Annotated in this window: 9 protein-coding genes and 8 pseudogenes; 8 read left to right on the top strand and 9 right to left on the bottom strand. The window is 58.3% G+C overall.

Annotated features, from left to right (window positions below; translation table 11 throughout):
• Window positions 1–2230: 2230 nt before the first annotated feature.
• Entirely contained in the window at window positions 2231–3064 is an 834-nt protein-coding gene (locus tag AAFG16_RS39270) for a YopT-type cysteine protease domain-containing protein (RefSeq protein ID WP_333938631.1), read from the top strand.
• A 2358-nt stretch (window positions 3065–5422) separates the two neighbouring features.
• A complete protein-coding gene (locus AAFG16_RS39265) occupies window positions 5423–6610 on the top strand; it encodes an IS110 family transposase (protein WP_342741038.1) in 1188 nt (395 codons plus the stop codon).
• A gap of 27 nt (window positions 6611–6637) precedes the next feature.
• On the opposite strand, the pseudogene AAFG16_RS39260 reads toward AAFG16_RS39265, so the two are convergent.
• Both AAFG16_RS39260 and AAFG16_RS39255 read right to left on the bottom strand, forming a co-directional pair.
• Window positions 6638–6943, bottom strand: a pseudogene (locus AAFG16_RS39260) (transposase); the annotation flags it as partial.
• Window positions 6944–7098: 155 nt separating this feature from the next.
• Window positions 7099–7347 (bottom strand): annotated as a pseudogene (locus AAFG16_RS39255) (IS110 family transposase); the annotation flags it as partial.
• A 245-nt stretch (window positions 7348–7592) separates the two neighbouring features.
• Here AAFG16_RS39255 and AAFG16_RS39250 point away from each other — a divergent pair.
• Both AAFG16_RS39250 and AAFG16_RS39245 read left to right on the top strand, forming a co-directional pair.
• Window positions 7593–7849, top strand: a pseudogene (locus AAFG16_RS39250) (transposase domain-containing protein); the annotation flags it as partial.
• A complete protein-coding gene (locus tag AAFG16_RS39245) occupies window positions 7846–8085 on the top strand; it encodes a hypothetical protein (RefSeq protein WP_283081635.1) in 240 nt (79 codons plus the stop codon). The pseudogene AAFG16_RS39250 and the gene AAFG16_RS39245, both read left to right, overlap by 4 nt.
• A 268-nt stretch (window positions 8086–8353) precedes the next feature.
• Here AAFG16_RS39245 and AAFG16_RS39240 read toward each other — a convergent pair whose 3' ends face one another.
• On the bottom strand, window positions 8354–8578 hold the full coding sequence (locus tag AAFG16_RS39240; protein WP_342734030.1) for an alpha-L-arabinofuranosidase C-terminal domain-containing protein: 225 nt from the start codon (window positions 8576–8578) through the stop codon (window positions 8354–8356).
• A gap of 321 nt (window positions 8579–8899) precedes the next feature.
• Here AAFG16_RS39240 and AAFG16_RS39235 point away from each other — a divergent pair, with 321 nt between their 5' ends.
• Entirely contained in the window at window positions 8900–9481 is a 582-nt protein-coding gene (locus AAFG16_RS39235) for a hypothetical protein (protein WP_342734028.1), read from the top strand.
• Window positions 9482–9735: 254 nt separating this feature from the next.
• Here the strand turns inward: AAFG16_RS39235 and groL are convergent, their stop codons facing one another.
• The 4 genes and pseudogenes from groL to AAFG16_RS39215 form a co-directional block, all read right to left on the bottom strand.
• Window positions 9736–11376: a chaperonin GroEL gene (gene groL / locus AAFG16_RS39230; protein ID WP_092219351.1), complete on the bottom strand. Its 1641-nt coding sequence runs from the start codon at window positions 11374–11376 to the stop codon at window positions 9736–9738.
• Between the two features lie 83 nt (window positions 11377–11459).
• A complete protein-coding gene (locus tag AAFG16_RS39225) occupies window positions 11460–11774 on the bottom strand; it encodes a co-chaperone GroES (RefSeq protein ID WP_027562730.1) in 315 nt (104 codons plus the stop codon).
• A gap of 106 nt (window positions 11775–11880) precedes the next feature.
• Window positions 11881–11982 (bottom strand): annotated as a pseudogene (locus AAFG16_RS39220) (co-chaperone GroES); the annotation flags it as partial.
• Between the two features lie 290 nt (window positions 11983–12272).
• A pseudogene (locus tag AAFG16_RS39215) lies at window positions 12273–12452 on the bottom strand (hypothetical protein); the annotation flags it as partial.
• Window positions 12453–12469: 17 nt separating this feature from the next.
• On the opposite strand from AAFG16_RS39215, the pseudogene AAFG16_RS39210 reads away from it, so the two are divergent.
• Window positions 12470–12755: pseudogene (locus AAFG16_RS39210) on the top strand (peptidase C39); the annotation flags it as partial.
• Window positions 12756–13027: 272 nt separating this feature from the next.
• Here AAFG16_RS39210 and AAFG16_RS39205 read toward each other — a convergent pair.
• Window positions 13028–13322 (bottom strand): annotated as a pseudogene (locus AAFG16_RS39205) (transposase); the annotation flags it as partial.
• 334 nt (window positions 13323–13656) lie between these two features.
• On the opposite strand from AAFG16_RS39205, the gene AAFG16_RS39200 reads away from it, so the two are divergent.
• Window positions 13657–14304 carry an FkbM family methyltransferase gene (locus AAFG16_RS39200; protein ID WP_271608528.1) on the top strand — a complete coding sequence of 216 codons (648 nt, stop codon included), beginning with the start codon at window positions 13657–13659 and terminating at the stop codon, window positions 14302–14304.
• A 691-nt stretch (window positions 14305–14995) separates the two neighbouring features.
• Here AAFG16_RS39200 and AAFG16_RS39195 read toward each other — a convergent pair.
• Window positions 14996–15393, bottom strand: a pseudogene (locus AAFG16_RS39195) (hypothetical protein).
• A 694-nt stretch (window positions 15394–16087) separates the two neighbouring features.
• Here AAFG16_RS39195 and AAFG16_RS39190 point away from each other — a divergent pair.
• Window positions 16088–16249 (top strand): hypothetical protein, encoded by a 162-nt coding sequence (locus AAFG16_RS39190; protein WP_342734023.1) that lies wholly within the window; start codon window positions 16088–16090, stop codon window positions 16247–16249.
• The last annotated feature ends 764 nt before the right edge of the window (window positions 16250–17013 follow it).

The raw sequence follows: 17013 nt of genomic DNA, 5'->3' as shown, positions 1-17013 counted from the left end.
CATAATCTCGCGGTCCTCTTGCAAGGAGAGTATCGGAATGTTTGTCTGTTGCGCGGCGAGCCTCCGTCCGATGGTATGCTCGCGTATCATCGGTACAGTTAGCGTCGCTTTCCGTCACCGCAGCAATCTACATGCCACAAGGCAGAAGTATCCGCACCGCTTTGATGCCACCAAAAGCGCGTAGGTCGGGCGTTGGCGACATAGAGCCGCTGCCAGAGGTCGGATTCTCGACGTCCATGTCTGAAAGACAACACCCGCATTAGCTGCAAACGGCTGAGCGTATCGCGAGCGCCATACCCTGAGCAATGAGTTCGAATTCGCATCGTAGCGTCGCGTGGAGATCGGCCGACGATGATTGAGATCGACTAATCATTGTTCCTGACCGTTAGCTTACGAGGAGAGGCCGAGATGGCAGGCGATCCGCTCGATGTCGTCGGTTCGACGTCAGTTCATGCCAGGCGTCCGCGGCTCTGGGCGCAGGCCGATTCGCGCACCCTGTTTCTATCGTGTCGGGCGCATTGCCACTGTTCAGAATCGACGAGAAAGCCGTGAATGATCAGGCACGATCTCGCCAAGCAGTAATATCGTCGGATCAGCTGGAGCCATCACTGGCTTTGCGAGACACCATGGAATCTAGATGTCAAGGCCCACTATAGAGAGAATGCCATGATGACGACCAATTCATTGAAGAGAGGGTGCCGCCAGTTTCTTGCGTTCAAGCGCGATGACATGAATGCGTACTAACGCTTGCTTGAAGCGCGGGAGAGCGATGGCAGACATAAGTGTTGCTGATGCGCGCTGTATTCGGCGATGTGCGACCAATACTGGCCGGCATCGATGAGTAAGATGCTTTGCACGAAAGGGGCTCGATGACGAGTTGTAACTATGAGCCGGGAAGGTGCGGTCGGCGGACCGATTCGCCATCGCCCAGATCGTGCTACCGCTCGTACTCACGTAATCGTTGGCCCCTGAGGGCGTTCCGCCCACGATGCGATCGTTAGAAGACTATAGCAGGAGAACGAGTGATGATGGACATCTGCGGCTTTCTCAGATGGTGCTCTGAAGAGCGGTACAGTAACGGTTTGCGAGACAACGTAATCCGCGTCGGTCTTAAGGCCCTCCGAAAAGCAAAGGAGCGGGCGTGCGAGCGCAGTTGATAGACAAGCTGGAGGCCGGCCGCGTGCAACACGGCCGGTTCGCTACGGTTCCGGGATCAGGTCCTTGCGGCGTGTTCCTTGTGCAGGGGCCTTGCGGGTGTGAACTAAAGATAAGTGGATTTGTTCGTCCTGGCTGGGAGCATGTTGCGGTCTCGACGCCGCGGCGCTGTCCGAATTGGGAAGAGATGTGCTTTGTAAAAGACCTGTTCTGGGATGAAGAGGAATGCGTCATGCAACTGCATCCGCCATATTCGCAGTATGTGAATAACAGCCGATATTGCCTTCACCTGTGGAGACCCACTCATCGGGACATCCCGATGCCGCCGCCGAGCTTTGTAGGCATCGTTGGACTAGGGCCCTCAGAGGCAGCAATGTTGTTCGCGCGGATGAGCGCGGCACCATGATGAGCTGATTAGGAATATCCAAGCGCAAGGTGACGCCGAGCGGCTGCAGAAGACCGATTCGGCGCCGCCGGACCGAGGCGCCAAGAGCGTGTATATGTTAGGATCAATTGACCGTAGCCGTGCGCGGGGGGGGCAGCCGAATTAGCTACTATCGACCGGGAGAAGCTAACAGTGCACTGACCCCGGTAAAGAATGCGGAGCCGTGCTGAGCGCGGTTCGGCGGCAACAACAGCATCTCGCCAGGCCGACGATCATCCTCACAAGGCATCACTGGGCGATCCGACGGCGCGAATTGCGCACTCTTTGGAGCGAGAAGTGTGTGCCGACCGGCGGCGTAACGCGATGGTTGTGAGATCGAGGCCAGGGCGACGGTCTCATTCAGTGACGAAGGCGCTCTCGCCCCATCACCTGACTGCATCCGGAATTGCAGAAGGTCGGGCCTGCCGTCGCTGTGCGACAGTCATCAGCTCGCCGGCCACAATCCCGCATCTGGAGCGGGGCTCGTGAGCAGCGTCGGTCGAGATACTAATTAGGCGCGGGGCGGTAGTTTCGCTAATTTATCTGGTTGTCAGCTCGTCGTCAGCTTGCCACAAGATCATTCGCAGGCAGAGCGTAAGCAGCCCGCGCTCGCTCTGAGGAAACGTACGCTGAAGAAGCAGGCGAACCGGCATGTATAATCGAGTTAGTGACCGATCCACGCGCCCTAATCAAGCTGACGAACCGAGTGGGTCGGCGGACAGTTACCAATTTGCTCAAGCAATGACGGATCTCGCTCAACGGGAGAGCCCGCCATGCGGGGAATTGTCCGACAAAATGGGCCTCTGCTGCAGCAAGCCACAGACCTCAAATGCAATCATTTACAGTCCACGCACCTCGGAGCCCAGCACATCCTCTCTGTCCTCCAGCTCAAATCCATCGTCTCCAGCGAGGCCTATTCGTCCTCTGTTCGAATACAGGACTGCGGAATTGTCCGGCGCCAATGTCAACGGAATCTGCGTTGGCTTGGCAGCGGAGTGGCTCCTCAATCTCCCGAGTAGCCCATCATCCCGGATGACGGCGCTGCGCCCGGGGACTCAAAATCACAGATCAGCGGCAATGCGGCAACAGCGGTATGAAGACCTCAAGAGTCTGTTGCGAAGCAATAGGGCGGAAGGTTCCCACGACCTTCAGGCAAAAAGTACGATGTTATGCGAAGCCGGCCTAGAGCCGTTCGCCCAAGAGACGCGATATAGGTTTGGTACATCTTCGCGCATTGAGCAGATCGTGAATGAGGTCGCCGACGATGGGTCGATCTTCTTGGTCAGCTTGCGTTTCGCGGCAGGTGGCGCCCACACAATCGTAACGTCGACATCGAATGGAATGACGACACTCTTTGATCCCAATTATGGGGAATTTACTGTTCGCTCAGATCAGATGGGTGAGTTGTTCAAAAGTCTCGCCGACCGCTACAGGAACCCGAACCGACATGATATATCGACCGTCGTCCCACTAAGGATGACGTGAGTGTTTGGGACGTTGCAAAGATACTTGGCCGAGGCCCGCGAGTAAACCCTTTCGCGATCGATGCCGGACACCCGCAACGCATCCGGCATTGCAACCACGGCAGGGAACACGGATTGTGGCGCCCTCAACGCGCGCCCGACGTGAAGCAGAGCTCAGGGCGCCCCCTTCCGACATTGGAGCGCCATGCTCGGCGGAAGCTCTCTGGAAGTAATGCAGCGAGAAGAAAATGCCCAGAGAGAGGCTGGCCGGTCACTCAGATTGATGAGCTCGTGCCCTGGCGTGTCAAAGCCTGGATGGGCTGCGCTTGCACTCAAGCAGGAACGGTGGCCCGTTAGACTTTCCTTTAAGTTGGCTAAGCTCCTCGTGTGGGTTTCCACGCCTTTAGCCCTTGCGCTCAGGGCTAAGGGCGGGCATCACGCATCCAACACAATCGGCACAAGTTGTATTTTTTCGTCTGCTTTGGAATCGTCGCCGGCCGCTTCTCCACTGACCTCGCCAGGCAAGCAGCTGCTGTCAACGACAATGCGTGCCGTCGCACCAGCGCACGACCGAGTCGACGCTCGCCATGAGCTCGGCAACAATCCGTGCTTGTCCTCGTCATTCCGCTTTTGCTGTGGTCCGGATCTGCTTGAAGATCTCAACATCAGAACAGAAAGTGAAAACTATGCACTATGTTCGTTCCAAGCCTAACGGCAAACTTTTGGGGCGAGCCGACTACAAGCTCATTCAACAATTTTCGAATTTACGGCCTGGACCCCCTCTCTGCTGAGCTGGCTGTTGGTTTGATCTGGAAGATCCGATGACTTACATATGATCCCAGTGTTGCACCGGAAGCAGCGCGGGCGCGACTCGGCGCTGGTCAGGACGGTGAATCAGACGCTGTCGCTGCCACGCCCGCACTGGTTGAAGTTAGCAGAAACGTGACTCGGCGCCCGAAAGCCCCACGCATACACGGGGCAAGCGCTGTCCCTACCACGCGCCGCTAACTTCCATGTCACTGTACAAGGACTAGCTTTCCGAAAGCTGACGAACCCGACGCGATTCACAAAACGAAAGCGGCCGGTGTGGGGCGATGCCATCCTGGCTGGAAGCCACCCATCTGTCCAGCGGACGTCTGACCTAAGGGTATGGTTAAGCATAGACATAAGCCGATCTCTTCAAAGAGGTCGTGAAACTCGCATATGCCATGTGCCGCGGGAAGGTGTCAGCAGAAGCCCATCGATATTTGCAAGACGCGGCTCTGCGACATCATTCACGAAAAGACGATCCTTTACCTCCGCGACTTCGACGACAGCCGGGCAAAGGGATCGGAAACCAGTCCAACGGGCGGCCTTCCACTGTTATCCGATGCCCTCGGTCGCGTCCTCCGAAGGTTGTCGGCGGTGTGTCGGACGATGTCGAATAGCTCGATGTCACAGGTGACCCGTCTTTTCCCGAGCACGTACATATGCGGCCCGTGCGGCCCATAGATTTTATCGCCGCTTCATAGCGGACAGTGATGCCGGTGTCTTCGCATTGCCCGGAAGCTGGAAGGCGCGTCAGCGCATCACGCGGGCCAAGATAACCGTGAAGCGCCAATCAAAACGGGATCCGATCTACGCTTACTGTTCACGACTCATCGTTTGTCGATATTGTGGCCGAAATCGCACGGTAGTCTCTCCTGAAACAGCTGCCCCGCGAGTCCGAGCAAGCCGCTCGCGAAGCGTGCCCTCCAGAGCGGAAGCACCGCGACGATTGAGAGCTGCGGGGCAGTTTCCTTTTTGCCGATGTGGCGATGCATTGCTTCACGAGCGACGGCCTCGTCAGCTTCTGGAAAGCCTATCCATAATAGAGGCAGCTCAATTGAGTTTTTGGACGTGAGGCTAGCGTGGAATCGTACAATTTCGATCCATCCAATGTAACAGCTTGGCCCCAGGTAGGCATGCGGTCTCGGAAGAGCCCCAGGGTGGGCATGCCGGGCAAGAGGGCTTTGAGCAGCACTTGGCAGGCGACGGGTCCTGACTATCGTCAGCATGATGGCGGCACGGTCGGCCCCCGCTAGCTGCCGGCGAAGGTCCAGTTGCGCTCCCAAGGCGATGCCTCTCAATGCGCGCTCAGCGCAATTGTTAAAGGGCATGATGTTTTCAGCGCTCAAACCCGGTGGAGAGGACTGGTCGTCCGGATTAGTCTGTCGAAGCCGGGATAGGGGCGCTGGAGCACGAAACGGTGGCAGGCCGCCATGACCATGAGCTGTGAGCTCGCTTTGTTACTTGGCCGCCCCCTACGACTTGCCCGGCTGCGCTGCGAGCGCGGATCCGTAGATGTCGTGCAAGCCACTGGCTCCTGAGACAAGGAGAACCAAGCATGCAAATCGTCGGCATGGACATCCACCGATCGTTCGCCCAGGTGGCGATCCTGGAGGACGGAACAATAATCCGACAGCTCCGCGTAGATCTCGTCCACGATCGGCTTGTCGCCTTTGCCAAGACACTCAGCCTCGAAGATGAGGTGGTCATCGAGGTGACGGGCAACAGCGCGGCTGTCGAACGTATTCTGCGCCCGCACGTTAAGCGCGTCGCGGTCGCCAATCCGAGGCTCGTTCGGGCGATTGCCTATGCGCGAGTCAAAACGGACAAGGTCGATGCTGGGACCCTGGCAAAGTTGCATGCTGCCGGCTTCTTGCCGGAGGTCTGGGTTGCTGACGAGGACACCTCCAGCCGCCGGCGCCAGATGGCCGAGCGCGCTGGCGTCTTGGCGCAGATCATCCGGACTAAAGGACGCACGAAGGCTATCCTGCATGCCAACCTCATCCCGCCCTACAAAGGCTATCTCTTCGGCAAGCGCGGACAGCATTGGCTGGACAGTCTGCCTCTCCCATCGGAGGAGCGTGCAATGCTCAGGCGTCTGATCGTGGAACTCGAACGCGTGACGAAGCAACTGTCGGAGATCGACAAAGTCGTGGCCCAGCAGGCTCTGGACGATCCACGGGCTCTCAAGCTGATGACGATCCCCGGCGTGAGTTCGCTTGTCGCATCGAGTGTACTGGCCTCCATCGGCGACATCGCACGCTTCCCGTCGCCGGATAAGCTCAGCAGCTATTTCGGGTTGACTCCGCGGGTTCGGCAGTCAAGCGAGCACCCGGCACGGCATGGCCGGATCTCGAAGCAGGGCAACCGTGACGCCCGCAAGATGCTGGTTGAGGCGGCGTGGTCAGCCAAGACGGCGCCGGGTCCGTTGCGAGCATTCTTCAACCGAACGCAGAAAAAGCACGGGGCCGGGGTCGCAGCCGTCGCGACGGGGCGCAAGCTCGCAGTCTTGATCTGGCACGTCCTGACGACCGGGAAGGACTACGCTTACGCGCGGCCAGCGTTCACGGCGATGAAACTCCGGAAGGTGGCTCTGAAGGCTGGGGCTCCCCGTGCCTACGGCAAGGCTGGCCCGGGCCGGGACTATTGGATCAAGGAAATCCGCGAACGGGAAGCTGGTTACGTCGCACGCGTCGAGCAGGCCTACGAACGCATGGTGGCTGCCTGGAAGGAAAAACCAAAAAAAGTTGCCACGAACTGAAGGTAAGGACTTCTCAACACCATCCGTGGAGAGGCACACGCGCCCGTCCTCGAGGAACAAGGTGAAGCTCGTCCAGCGCTTCAGGATGTAGTTGAACGCCTTGGCCAGGTCATGCCCACGGGAGAGCTTGGCGAGTTGTTCCCGCATGTAGACATGAAGATCATCGATCAAGGGACGGCTCAGCGTCTGCCGCACCTGAAGTCGCTTCTCGACACTCTTGCCATTGATGGAACGCTCGATCTCGAACAGTGCATCGATCCTCCGCACGACCTCGATCGCGATCGGCGAGAGCGGGATTTCCTTCTTGCCGGCTGCGTTGCGCCGGGCATTCTCTAAGTCGTGCATGTACTCAAGAAGCGGCTTGCTCTTTTCGTTGCGCACAGCGGGACGCTCGTCGGCGTCCCGGCCGTTGATGGTGCGCTCGATCTCGACATCGAGGTGTCTGACCGGAGCGAGATTAGGTTAGGCCCTCATAGCAGCCTGTCGGAATTCTTCATGCGTCTTTTAATCCGGATGATCTGCGCCAAGACGCCAGCGCGCTCGGCCATCTGGCGCCGGCGGCTGTAGGTGTCCTCGTCAGCAACCCAGACCTCCGGCAAGAAGCCGGCAGCATGCAACTTTGCCAGGGTCCGAGCATCGACCTTGTCCGTTTTGACTCGCGCATAGGCAATCGCCCGAACGAGCCTCGGATTGGCGACCGCGACGCGCTTAACGTGCAGCGGCGTCAGGGTTTGGATCGCCACTCGCCACACCGATATGCGTCGCGGCATGCCAGTGGCTTGCACGACATCTACGGATCCGCGCTCGCAGCGCAGCCGGGCAAGTCGTAGGGGCGGCCAAGTAACAAAGCGAGCTCACAGCTCATGGTCATGGCGGCCTGCCACCGTTTCGTGCTCCAGCGCCCCTATCCCGGCTTCGACAGACTAATCCGGACGACCAGTCCTCTCCACCGGGTTTGAGCGCTGAAAACATCATACCCTTTAACAATGCCGCCGAGCGAGGGCTGAGGGGCATTGCTCTTGGCGAAAGTCCTGGCTGTTCTGCGGCTCCGATCGCGGCGGACGGCGTGCGGCGGCCATGTACAGCCTGATCGTCACGGCAAAAATGAACGGCATCGACCCGCAGGTGTGGCTGGCCGATGTCCTTGCTCGCATCGCGACCCACCCGGCTCATCGCCTGGACGAGCTCCTGCCCTGGAATTGGACACCGGCATCAACACTCTCCGCTCAAGCAGCATGACCACGCACGTCAACAAGGTCCATCACGTCACCACCCTCGCCAAGGTCGCCAAAGATCTCGGCGAAGATGAAGATTGGCTGTGGGACATCGCCAACGAGATGGAGATCGAAGATGGCGTCATCTGGGTCTATGGCGTCGGAGAAGACGGCGTCCAGGCGTTCACCGACTTCGGCATCGACAACCTGATCGAACTCATCAAGTTCTACAAAGAAAACCCTGAACTGCTCAGGCGGTGACGCTGCGGCCTACGCCGAACGGTACGATGTAAGTGCAGTATAAGCACGTTCTGCGGGACTTCGACCTATTGCAACCGCTGCGTGGGCTCTCATTAAGATAAGTCTTGTCGGACCTATCGGAGGCACACGCTCGTTTCAGTAACCTCCCATTCTTCTCAAGACTCGCTCTGCGTTGTCGATTGGTGTCTCGTCCCAAAGCGGGCCGACCGAGGAGAGGTCTGTCATGCAACATTGGGCGGCATAGCGAGGCGAACGTGAAATATGGCATTCAAAACATGTCCTCCGTGGCTCTTGCGCGTGCAAAAGTCTTTCGCGACCAAAGCGGCTCATATGCGCAAAAGGAAAGAAGATGGTCTTGCGCCACGCACCTCCCTGTCTTGGTCATGATCGGCGCGATGCCGTTCACCAGTTGCGCCAGGCAGGCAACTCCTACCCAATCGGCGCGATTCAGAAGGGAAATGCAGGCGCCGCCGAAGGCGAGCGCGTCCTCCATTGTATAGATTTCCTCAAGGATGGGGGGCCACAAGCCAGCGGTCTACCGCCGGGGTAGCCTCGTTGTTCGATACCAGACGTTCCATTCGTCGAAGCTGAGCATAAGACGCTTTTTTTGGAGCGCCGCGTGGCCGCAGCCGCATCAGCTAGGAAGACGACCTCATCAGTAAAGCAGTCCTCACGTCGGTGCTCGCGAGAAACGAGGCGATGTCCTGACTGTAATTTCCGAGTTAAGTATGGATTGAGATTTAGTCGACGTAATCGAAGCTGTGTTCGAGGACCGTTTCTTCCCATTGGCCAAAACTAGGTATGTTGCGCAACGATGAACCGCACCGTCTGCGCTCCGATGGCCGGGCTCGTAGATGCCACCATAGATGCATCGGCCCCGATGTTCGACGAAAGCACCAAACAGACGAGAGTTCGTGTGACCAATGGTGAAGTAGCGATCGATCAGAACTGTGGCTTTCCTGATGTTCTTCTCGGCTGGCCTGCGGCTGATGACAGTTACGACGTGGCCTGCTGCTCTGCGAAAGGAGCGAATGAAAATGCGTGCCGACACGGGAGAGAACTCCATGAAGCCGATCCGCATCTATTGTGGCATTTGCGCAGTACGAGCCTTCGGCCGCGGCGTCGTAGAGATACCGGAAAGGGCCTACAAAGAAGTGGGATATCGACGATCCGCATCGAGCAGGGCAGCGAGTTGTCTCGCGCAATCTTGACTGAGGGCGAGAGCGCGGCGTTATGCTTGGTTTGCCTGCCCGGCAAGCCAAACGATGATGCGTTCATCCAGGCTTTCAACGGCCGCTTCCGGGCGGAATCTCAGCGACGATCGGTGCCTCCGCCTTGCAGACGCACAGAAAAGGGCGGAGATTTGGCGCAAACACTACAACAAAAAAGCGCCTAGAGAGCAATCGGCAACAAATCGCCAATTTTGCGGCAAAACCACGTGGCCCAGCCAGCCCGCTAGCCGTTCAGAGTCGTTAGCATCCTCAAGAAAGTCATTCCCCGTGATCTGCCCGACCGTATGCGCAACAGCATCGATTACGCAACCTTCTGACACACAGCGGCTTGCTAGGGCTATGTTGCAAGCCCGCCGACGCAAAACCCTGGCATTCCCGCCAGGGTTTTGCATGGTCATTGATAATTTGGCAGAGTAGATCAGAAGTCCATGCCGCCCATACCGGCGCCTGGAGGCATTGCTGGACCAGCCGCGGCCTTCTTCGGCAGCTCGGCAACCATCGCTTCCGTCGTGATCAGGAGAGCGGCCACCGAGGAGGCGTTCTGGACCGCGATGCGCACGACCTTGGTCGGGTCAATGATGCCCTTGGAGACAAGGTTGCTATACTCGCCTGTCTGCGCATCGAAGCCATAAGAGTACTGCTCGTTGTCCAGGACTTTGCCGACCACGATCGAACCGTCTTCACCGGCGTTGATTGCAATCTGGCGGGCCGGCCAGGACAGTGCCTTGCGCACGATCTCGACGCCGGTCTTCTGATCGTCGTTCTTGGTGCGCAGGCCCTTGAGCTGCTCGGAAGCGCGGAGCAGGGCGACGCCGCCGCCCGGCAGGATGCCTTCCTCGACAGCCGCACGGGTCGCATGCATTGCGTCATCAACGCGATCCTTGCGCTCCTTCACCTCGACCTCGGTCGCGCCTCCGACGCGGATCACCGCGACGCCGCCCGCGAGCTTGGCAAGTCGCTCCTGGAGCTTCTCACGGTCGTAGTCCGAGGTGGTCTCCGCGATCTGCGCCTTGATCTGGGCCACGCGCGCCTCGATGTCGGCCTTCTTGCCGGCGCCGTTGACGATCGTGGTGTTCTCCTTGTCGATCATCACCTTCTTGGCGTGACCGAGCATGTTGAGCGTCACGTTCTCGAGCTTGATGCCGAGGTCTTCCGAGATCGCCTGGCCGCCGGTCAGGATCGCGATGTCCTGCAGCATGGCCTTGCGGCGATCGCCGAAGCCCGGAGCCTTGACGGCCGCGACCTTCAGGCCACCACGCAGGCGATTCACGACTAGGGTCGCGAGCGCTTCGCCCTCGACGTCCTCGGCGACGATGACCAGCGGCTTACCACTCTGCACCACGGCCTCGAGCAGCGGCAGCAGTTCGTTCAGCGAGGAGAGCTTCTTCTCGTTGATGAGGATGTAGGCGTCATCCATCTCGACGCGCATCTTGTCGGCATTGGTCACGAAGTAGGGCGAGATGTAGCCGCGGTCGAACTGCATGCCCTCGACGACGTCGAGTTCGGTCTCGAGCGACTTGGCCTCTTCGACCGTGATCACGCCTTCGTTGCCGACCTTCTTCACGGCGTCGGCGAGGAACTTGCCGATCTCCTGGTCGCCGTTGGCCGAAATGGTGCCGACCTGGGCGATCTCCTCGTTCGAGGTGACCTTCTTGGAGTTCTTCTGGAGGTCCGCAACGACGGCTTCGACCGCGAGGTCGATACCGCGTTTCAGGTCCATCGGGTTCATACCGGCGGCAACTGACTTGGCGCCTTCGCGGACTATCGCGGCGGCCAGGACGGTCGCAGTGGTGGTGCCGTCGCCGGCAGCATCCGCCGCCTTCGAAGCGACCTCGCGCACCATCTGGGCGCCCATGTTCTCGAACTTGTCGTCGAGTTCGATGTCCTTGGCGACGGCAACGCCGTCCTTGGTGATGCGAGGCGCACCGAACGACTTGTCGAGCACGACGTTGCGGCCCTTCGGACCAAGCGTGACCTGCACGGCATTGGCGAGGATGTCGACGCCGCGCAGCATGCGGTCCCGCGCGTCTACTCCGAATTTGACTTCTTTGGCTGACATTAAGAATTCCCTCAGTTCTTATTTTCTCCCTTCAGCGCGCCTAAGTGGGCGCCCTTCAGGGAGTGAGCTGTGCGAGCGCTGGGTTAGGCGGCTTTCTTGTTGGAAAACACATCTGTGAGAACGCCCATGATGTCGCTCTCCTTCATGATCAAGAGCTCCTCGCTATTGATCTTGACTTCGGTACCCGACCATTTGCCGAACAGCACGCGGTCTCCGACCTCGATGTCGATCGGAATCAGCTTGCCGGTCTCATCGCGGCCGCCCGGGCCAATTGCAATGACTTCGCCCTGCGAAGGTTTCTCCTTGGCTGTGTCGGGAATGATGATGCCACCAGCGGTCTTCTCATCAGCGTCGATGCGCTTGACTACGACGCGGTCGTGAAGCGGACGGAATTTCATACAAGACTCCTGAGCGTTTTGAACAAGTTGCAGATAGTCACATTGTGACAAGTCCAATTATAGCAAGGGTCAGGCCAATAATGAGCTGAACGACCCATGCCTGCAGCTTTTCCTTGGCTGTGTCGGGAATGATAACGGCGCAAGCGGTATTCTTATCGGCGTCGGTGCGCTTGACCACGACGCGGTCGCGAAGCGGACGAAAATTCATACAGGTCTCCTGAGCTCAAGTTGCTGATAGTCACATTGTGACAAACCAAATTACAGCAAGAGTCAGGCCAAAAATGAGCTGAACGATCCGTGCCTGCAGGTCTGCTGATCCGTTGGCGGGGCTGCGCGTGTCTTTGTCCGGAAGCAGACGCGCTTAGATACACGGCCGACAAGCTGTTGCGGAAATGACATTGCTTTCGCCGAAACACCGGTTGAGCCCAGGGCTTCTCACGGCCCTTACACCGATCGAAGCGTCGCGTATTTCGACGGCGCTGGCCGGCCTGCAGCACAATTAGTTTGGAGCAGGTCGGCGATTGGTCGGTTGATATAGCCGAGCAGTGCATAGCAGGAGAGCAACTCACCTCGAGTGACGGTCCGGTCCAGAACAAGCGTCGTGCCACACCACATTAGCAGGATTGTGAACAGAGTTGAGAGGACGCTACAGGCATTTTCTCCGGCGATTGAGACGAGACTGACTGTAGGCCAACTTGTCTGGTGGCGAGAAGCAGCGCCTTTCGTTAGCACGAGTTCTATACCGGGACCGGGATGGACGAGCCGACCTCCTCCCTCGACTCGGTTGCCGAAGCCACTGTGCACCGGCTCCTTGAGAATTTGCGTCGGGACGGCAAGACTGTCGTGGTCATCTCTCACCGAGTCAGCACCATCTGTGGTGCCGACAAGATCGTCGTCTTAGACAGGGGCCGGATCGTCGCGGAGGGCAGACATCTTGATCTGCTGGCTGAAAGCGCTTATGCGCGCTTGTGGCAGACGTAAACCGGCGAGCCCTAAAGTTGCATATGATGGCCTATCGCAAAATTCGGCGCAATCATGCAGAGCTCGTCCACTTAAACTGACTGTGCTGATCGACGTTCGAAATTGTATACCACGGTCGGTGATGGAGCGAGATCGGCAGCTCAACAGCGATCCACGCCTGAGGACCGACGTTGCAAGCATCGGGACAGCGTGCGCGAACTCAACCGTAAGGCATGTGAAATCTCGAGTTGAACTACGCCGTCGGCAAGCTGAGGTCGTCAGAGGGCGTGGTCCTATGGCATAAGCGCGTCGATTTCGTTCCAAGGTAAGGCGTTGGCAATACGTCATCTGAATTTACGCGAATGGGTCGACATTGTTCATTTACGTCGTATTCGCCAGGTTGCGAATGGCTGCTAGCTAATGCGCGTTCGACGGTGGTGGCGTCGAGCTCAATGCGGCCGCCGGTGGGAAGCGTTCGAAGATGGCGCGCCGACAGACGGCATAGCGGATCGCCTCGGCCAGCTTTGATTTGCCGGAGATCCGCAGCAAGGTCTCCTGCCAGAAGTCGAAGAGATCCGCGACGACCGCCGTGCAGTGTTTTGCTTACGCGCAGCAACCCGTCGTCGTCCCTTTTGAGGAGAATAGCCGACGACTTACATTAGTACGAAGCGATCTTTCTGCCGCTCCGAAAGACGGGCCGGAGAAGACGATCTAGCTCGCAGTTCGCTCGTCTCCCGATAGAGGGTCAATTTGCATTACAGGGCAGTCGCTGCAGGCCTCCAAATGGCTGTCATAATTCAAGGGAACCGACAGGTATATGAATCATATACATTGATATGCGTTGTGCCGGCGCGTCTGGCGTGTGATTGCGGCGTCAAAGACGAAATTCAACCGATCACCGCGCCCAATGGAAAAAGCACCCGTGTCGTCTATCGAAGTACACCAGCACATTGTTTCACTTCTTCAGAAGCCGAATCCCGTCATCCTGGATATCGGCTGTAATGATGGGACCGATACGCAACAGTTTCTCAACCTCTGCCCGCAAGCTCAGCTCTACTGCTTTGAGCCGGACCCCAGAGCGATCGCGCGCTTCAAGAAGAAGCTGGGGCCATCCCTCAATAGGGTGAAGCTGCTTGAAATCGCGATTAGTGATCGAAACGGGATGATCGACTTCCATCCAAGCAATGCAGATGGTGATGCGAAGGAATGGGACCTCTCCGGCTCAATACGCCGCCCGAAGAATCATCTTACTGAATATGATTGGGTTCGGTTCGATCGCCCTGTCTCGGTTGAAACGCGGCGGCTGGACGATTGGTGCAGCGAAGCCAAGCTAAATATGATCGATTTCATCTGGATGGATGTTCAGGGAGCCGAAGCCGATGTTATCGCCGGCGGCATGCAGACCTTGAGCAACACGCGCTTCGTATACACGGAATATAGCGACCGCGAGCTCTACGAAGGGCAGTTGTCGCTGCAAGCTATTCTTGACCTATTGCCATCATTCGAGGTGGCGTCCCACTATCCCCGCGCGGTGGAGGGTGATGTATTGCTCAAAAATACGCGACTCTAGTGACGAGTCTTGGAGCGCCTCATTCATCGCTGAAAGACCTGACCATCGCGCTTAGGCGCCCAAAGCTGCACAACGGGTGATCTTTGAGCGGATATCGATGGCCGGACGGGCACTCCGGTTTCCGGGTTGCATTACAGACCCGGCGCACGAGGTCCACATCGGGCGGGTGGTGGATTTCTAACGCTGCCAACCGGCGCTCGAAGCATTGAATGGTCTGAGCGGCTGCCGCATGGCCTTGTCCTCGAGGAGCTGGTGCACTGCTTCGAACAAATGCCAAACAATTGCATCGGTTCTCATAACTCCTTGAGCTGAGCGGATTTCAGCACGCGCGTGGCGTCGCTGTTGTTGTGTCAATGGGAAAGCGAGCTGAAGGATGTGTTCATTTCGGAATAACTTGCCGCGAGAGTCCAGCATCACTGCAGCGGCCGATATGTTTTCCGGCAAGGGGGCCTGGGTCGCGGCGCAGAAAGGCGGCGATCAACAGCGGCCGATTTCGCGCCGGATCGGATCAGGATCGTCATCGCGGTTACTTGGCTGCTCATTTGCCGCAGGCAGACCTGATCATCGAATCTGCGAGCACGCTCTGCCTGTGGGCTGCAGCGCGATGACGAAGATCGGGGCAGGACGTCAGTAAACGCCGCGACGTATTTCCGGCGCAATGGCGCGAAGTGTTTCCTAGCGGCGCGCGCGATCACCCACAATTCCAGATCGGCCCGATCGGCGTCCGCGTCCAGCACGGTCCGAAACTGCCTCCATTGTAGCGGCCGCCGCGGAAGCCGGGTTGGCCGAAATAGTGCCACTCGCCGTCCCAACCGTAATACTGAGGAACCGGGTCAATATACCAGTGGCGTCGGTCGACGCGCGAGAACCGGCGCATCAAGTCCTTCTGCTTGTAGAGCGGAATGCTGTTGCTCGGCGATGGCGATAGCCGGGTAGGAAGCCGTAGCCTTGCCAGACCGGCTTGGGTCCCTTTTTATTAATTGGCGCAGCGTTCGCGACGACCGGCAGCAGCGGCAGGATGATAGTAGCAGTTAGACACAAAAGGCGAGGCATGGATCGACGATAGTCGCTCGGTTGCGCGAAGGCCATTCAAATTTGGGTGCAGAGTTTCACGTGATCGCGCGGAGAAGTGCTCTCTGATCACGCCCTTCCTGATCAGAAAGCACGAGTATCCCCGCCGTCACCCACCTCACGACGTCGAATCCGTAGCGCGAGAAATCCCCACGCGAGAGCTTACCGGGACAGATGGGACGGCCGACCGAGCGGTCGATTCCGGGCAGCACCGTGCGCTGCGTCCGGGCGCACGGTCGGGTCGTCCATCATCACGCGCAGGGATCGACGAGATCGTCGCGCGGATGGAGCGTTAATATGACGCGGACGGTCCTCTCCATAACTCATGCGCGGCAGCTAAATCAGGCGCTCCTCGCAGAGCCGCGGCGGCGATGCGGGTGGCCGGGTGGTTGGGGTTGACGGCCACGAGGTCGCGGCCATGGACCATGGATGCGAGAGGCCAGATCAAACGCGGGCGCTAGGATCGGATCAATCGATTTCAGTATGTGACGAACTATCCTCCCAATCGATCGCTTACGTTTGTCTCTCTCCGTAAACCCTTCGCAATCATCAAGCACCGCGGACCAGAACGCTACAAACGGTCATTCATCGACAAAAAAGCGCCCGGCCTCATGTCGATGGCCGGGCGGAAGTTAGTCGTCGACAGAGGGAGCGCTGCCGACGATGATTTGCGGCAAAACGTTCGCCGCAAATTCTAATTACGGAGTGATCAATGGTCGCAGAAACCTGGCTTCATTCCTTTTTTTCAAAAGCCGCCGACTATTGGCGGAATGTGGCTCAACACTGGCTCGCACAGCTGGAAGGAGGTATTGTCCGTTGTCCTGAGGATCGTCAAAGTCATGCTGATTACGTGAGTGGCGCTGAACAGAGTTGATCCGCGGCTGTTCGCATGCCATCAACGTGCCGGCCGAAGAGCGTAGCGTCCCACCATCGCCGATGTCTGGGAAGAAGTACCTTGTTATCGCATGCGAGCACTCGGAGCGCGTTAGAGCAATTCGCAGGCAGTGATTGGCGCACCAGAGTCCCCCTCTGCCGTATACACATCGACCGCACTGGTATCATCGTCTCACCGACGTCGGCGGCAAACAGCGGCCCAGTCGGCTTGCCGGCCATCCCCGTTAGCTACTTCAAGATGGTACAACGTGACGCTACGTGCGATTCAAGGTCTTTTGAGCTGACCCGCATAAAGCTCAAGCCGCCGACCTCTCGCCGATAGCAAGTGATCCGCGACCGGTCGACATGCGTCCCGCATACCGTATCGGATGGGCATATGCACGTGAGCGCTCCAGACACATTGCACGTCATATGGGCATGTCGTGTGTTCGTCTTGTCCAGAAGATCGCGTGCGTTGGCGATCATGAATCGTCTGGTCATCATTTCGAGCTTGTCGGCTTCCGACTGGCACCACCCGTGTTGAAAGGTCGCGCGCCTGGCAGCCGTCCGTTCTCCTGGCGCAGCCGAGTGCTCTCCGGTCGCCGACGTTCGTCCTGCGAATTCTCTCCTACTCAAAACACCAGACGTTCGCCAGACCACCTGTTATCGCGAATACGACAGTGCAATCGCACAACTGCATAGGAACGCGCATTGCGGCCGCTAGCATAACTCCTGCACCCCGCCGTGACGCCAGCGAGCCGGATC

The sequence above is a fragment of the Bradyrhizobium sp. B117 genome, from assembly GCF_038969555.1.
In the GTDB taxonomy this organism is placed as follows: Bacteria; Pseudomonadota; Alphaproteobacteria; order Rhizobiales; family Xanthobacteraceae; genus Bradyrhizobium.
Note: the sequence above shows the minus strand (reverse complement) of the source record. Positions and strands in the feature narration are given on the sequence as shown.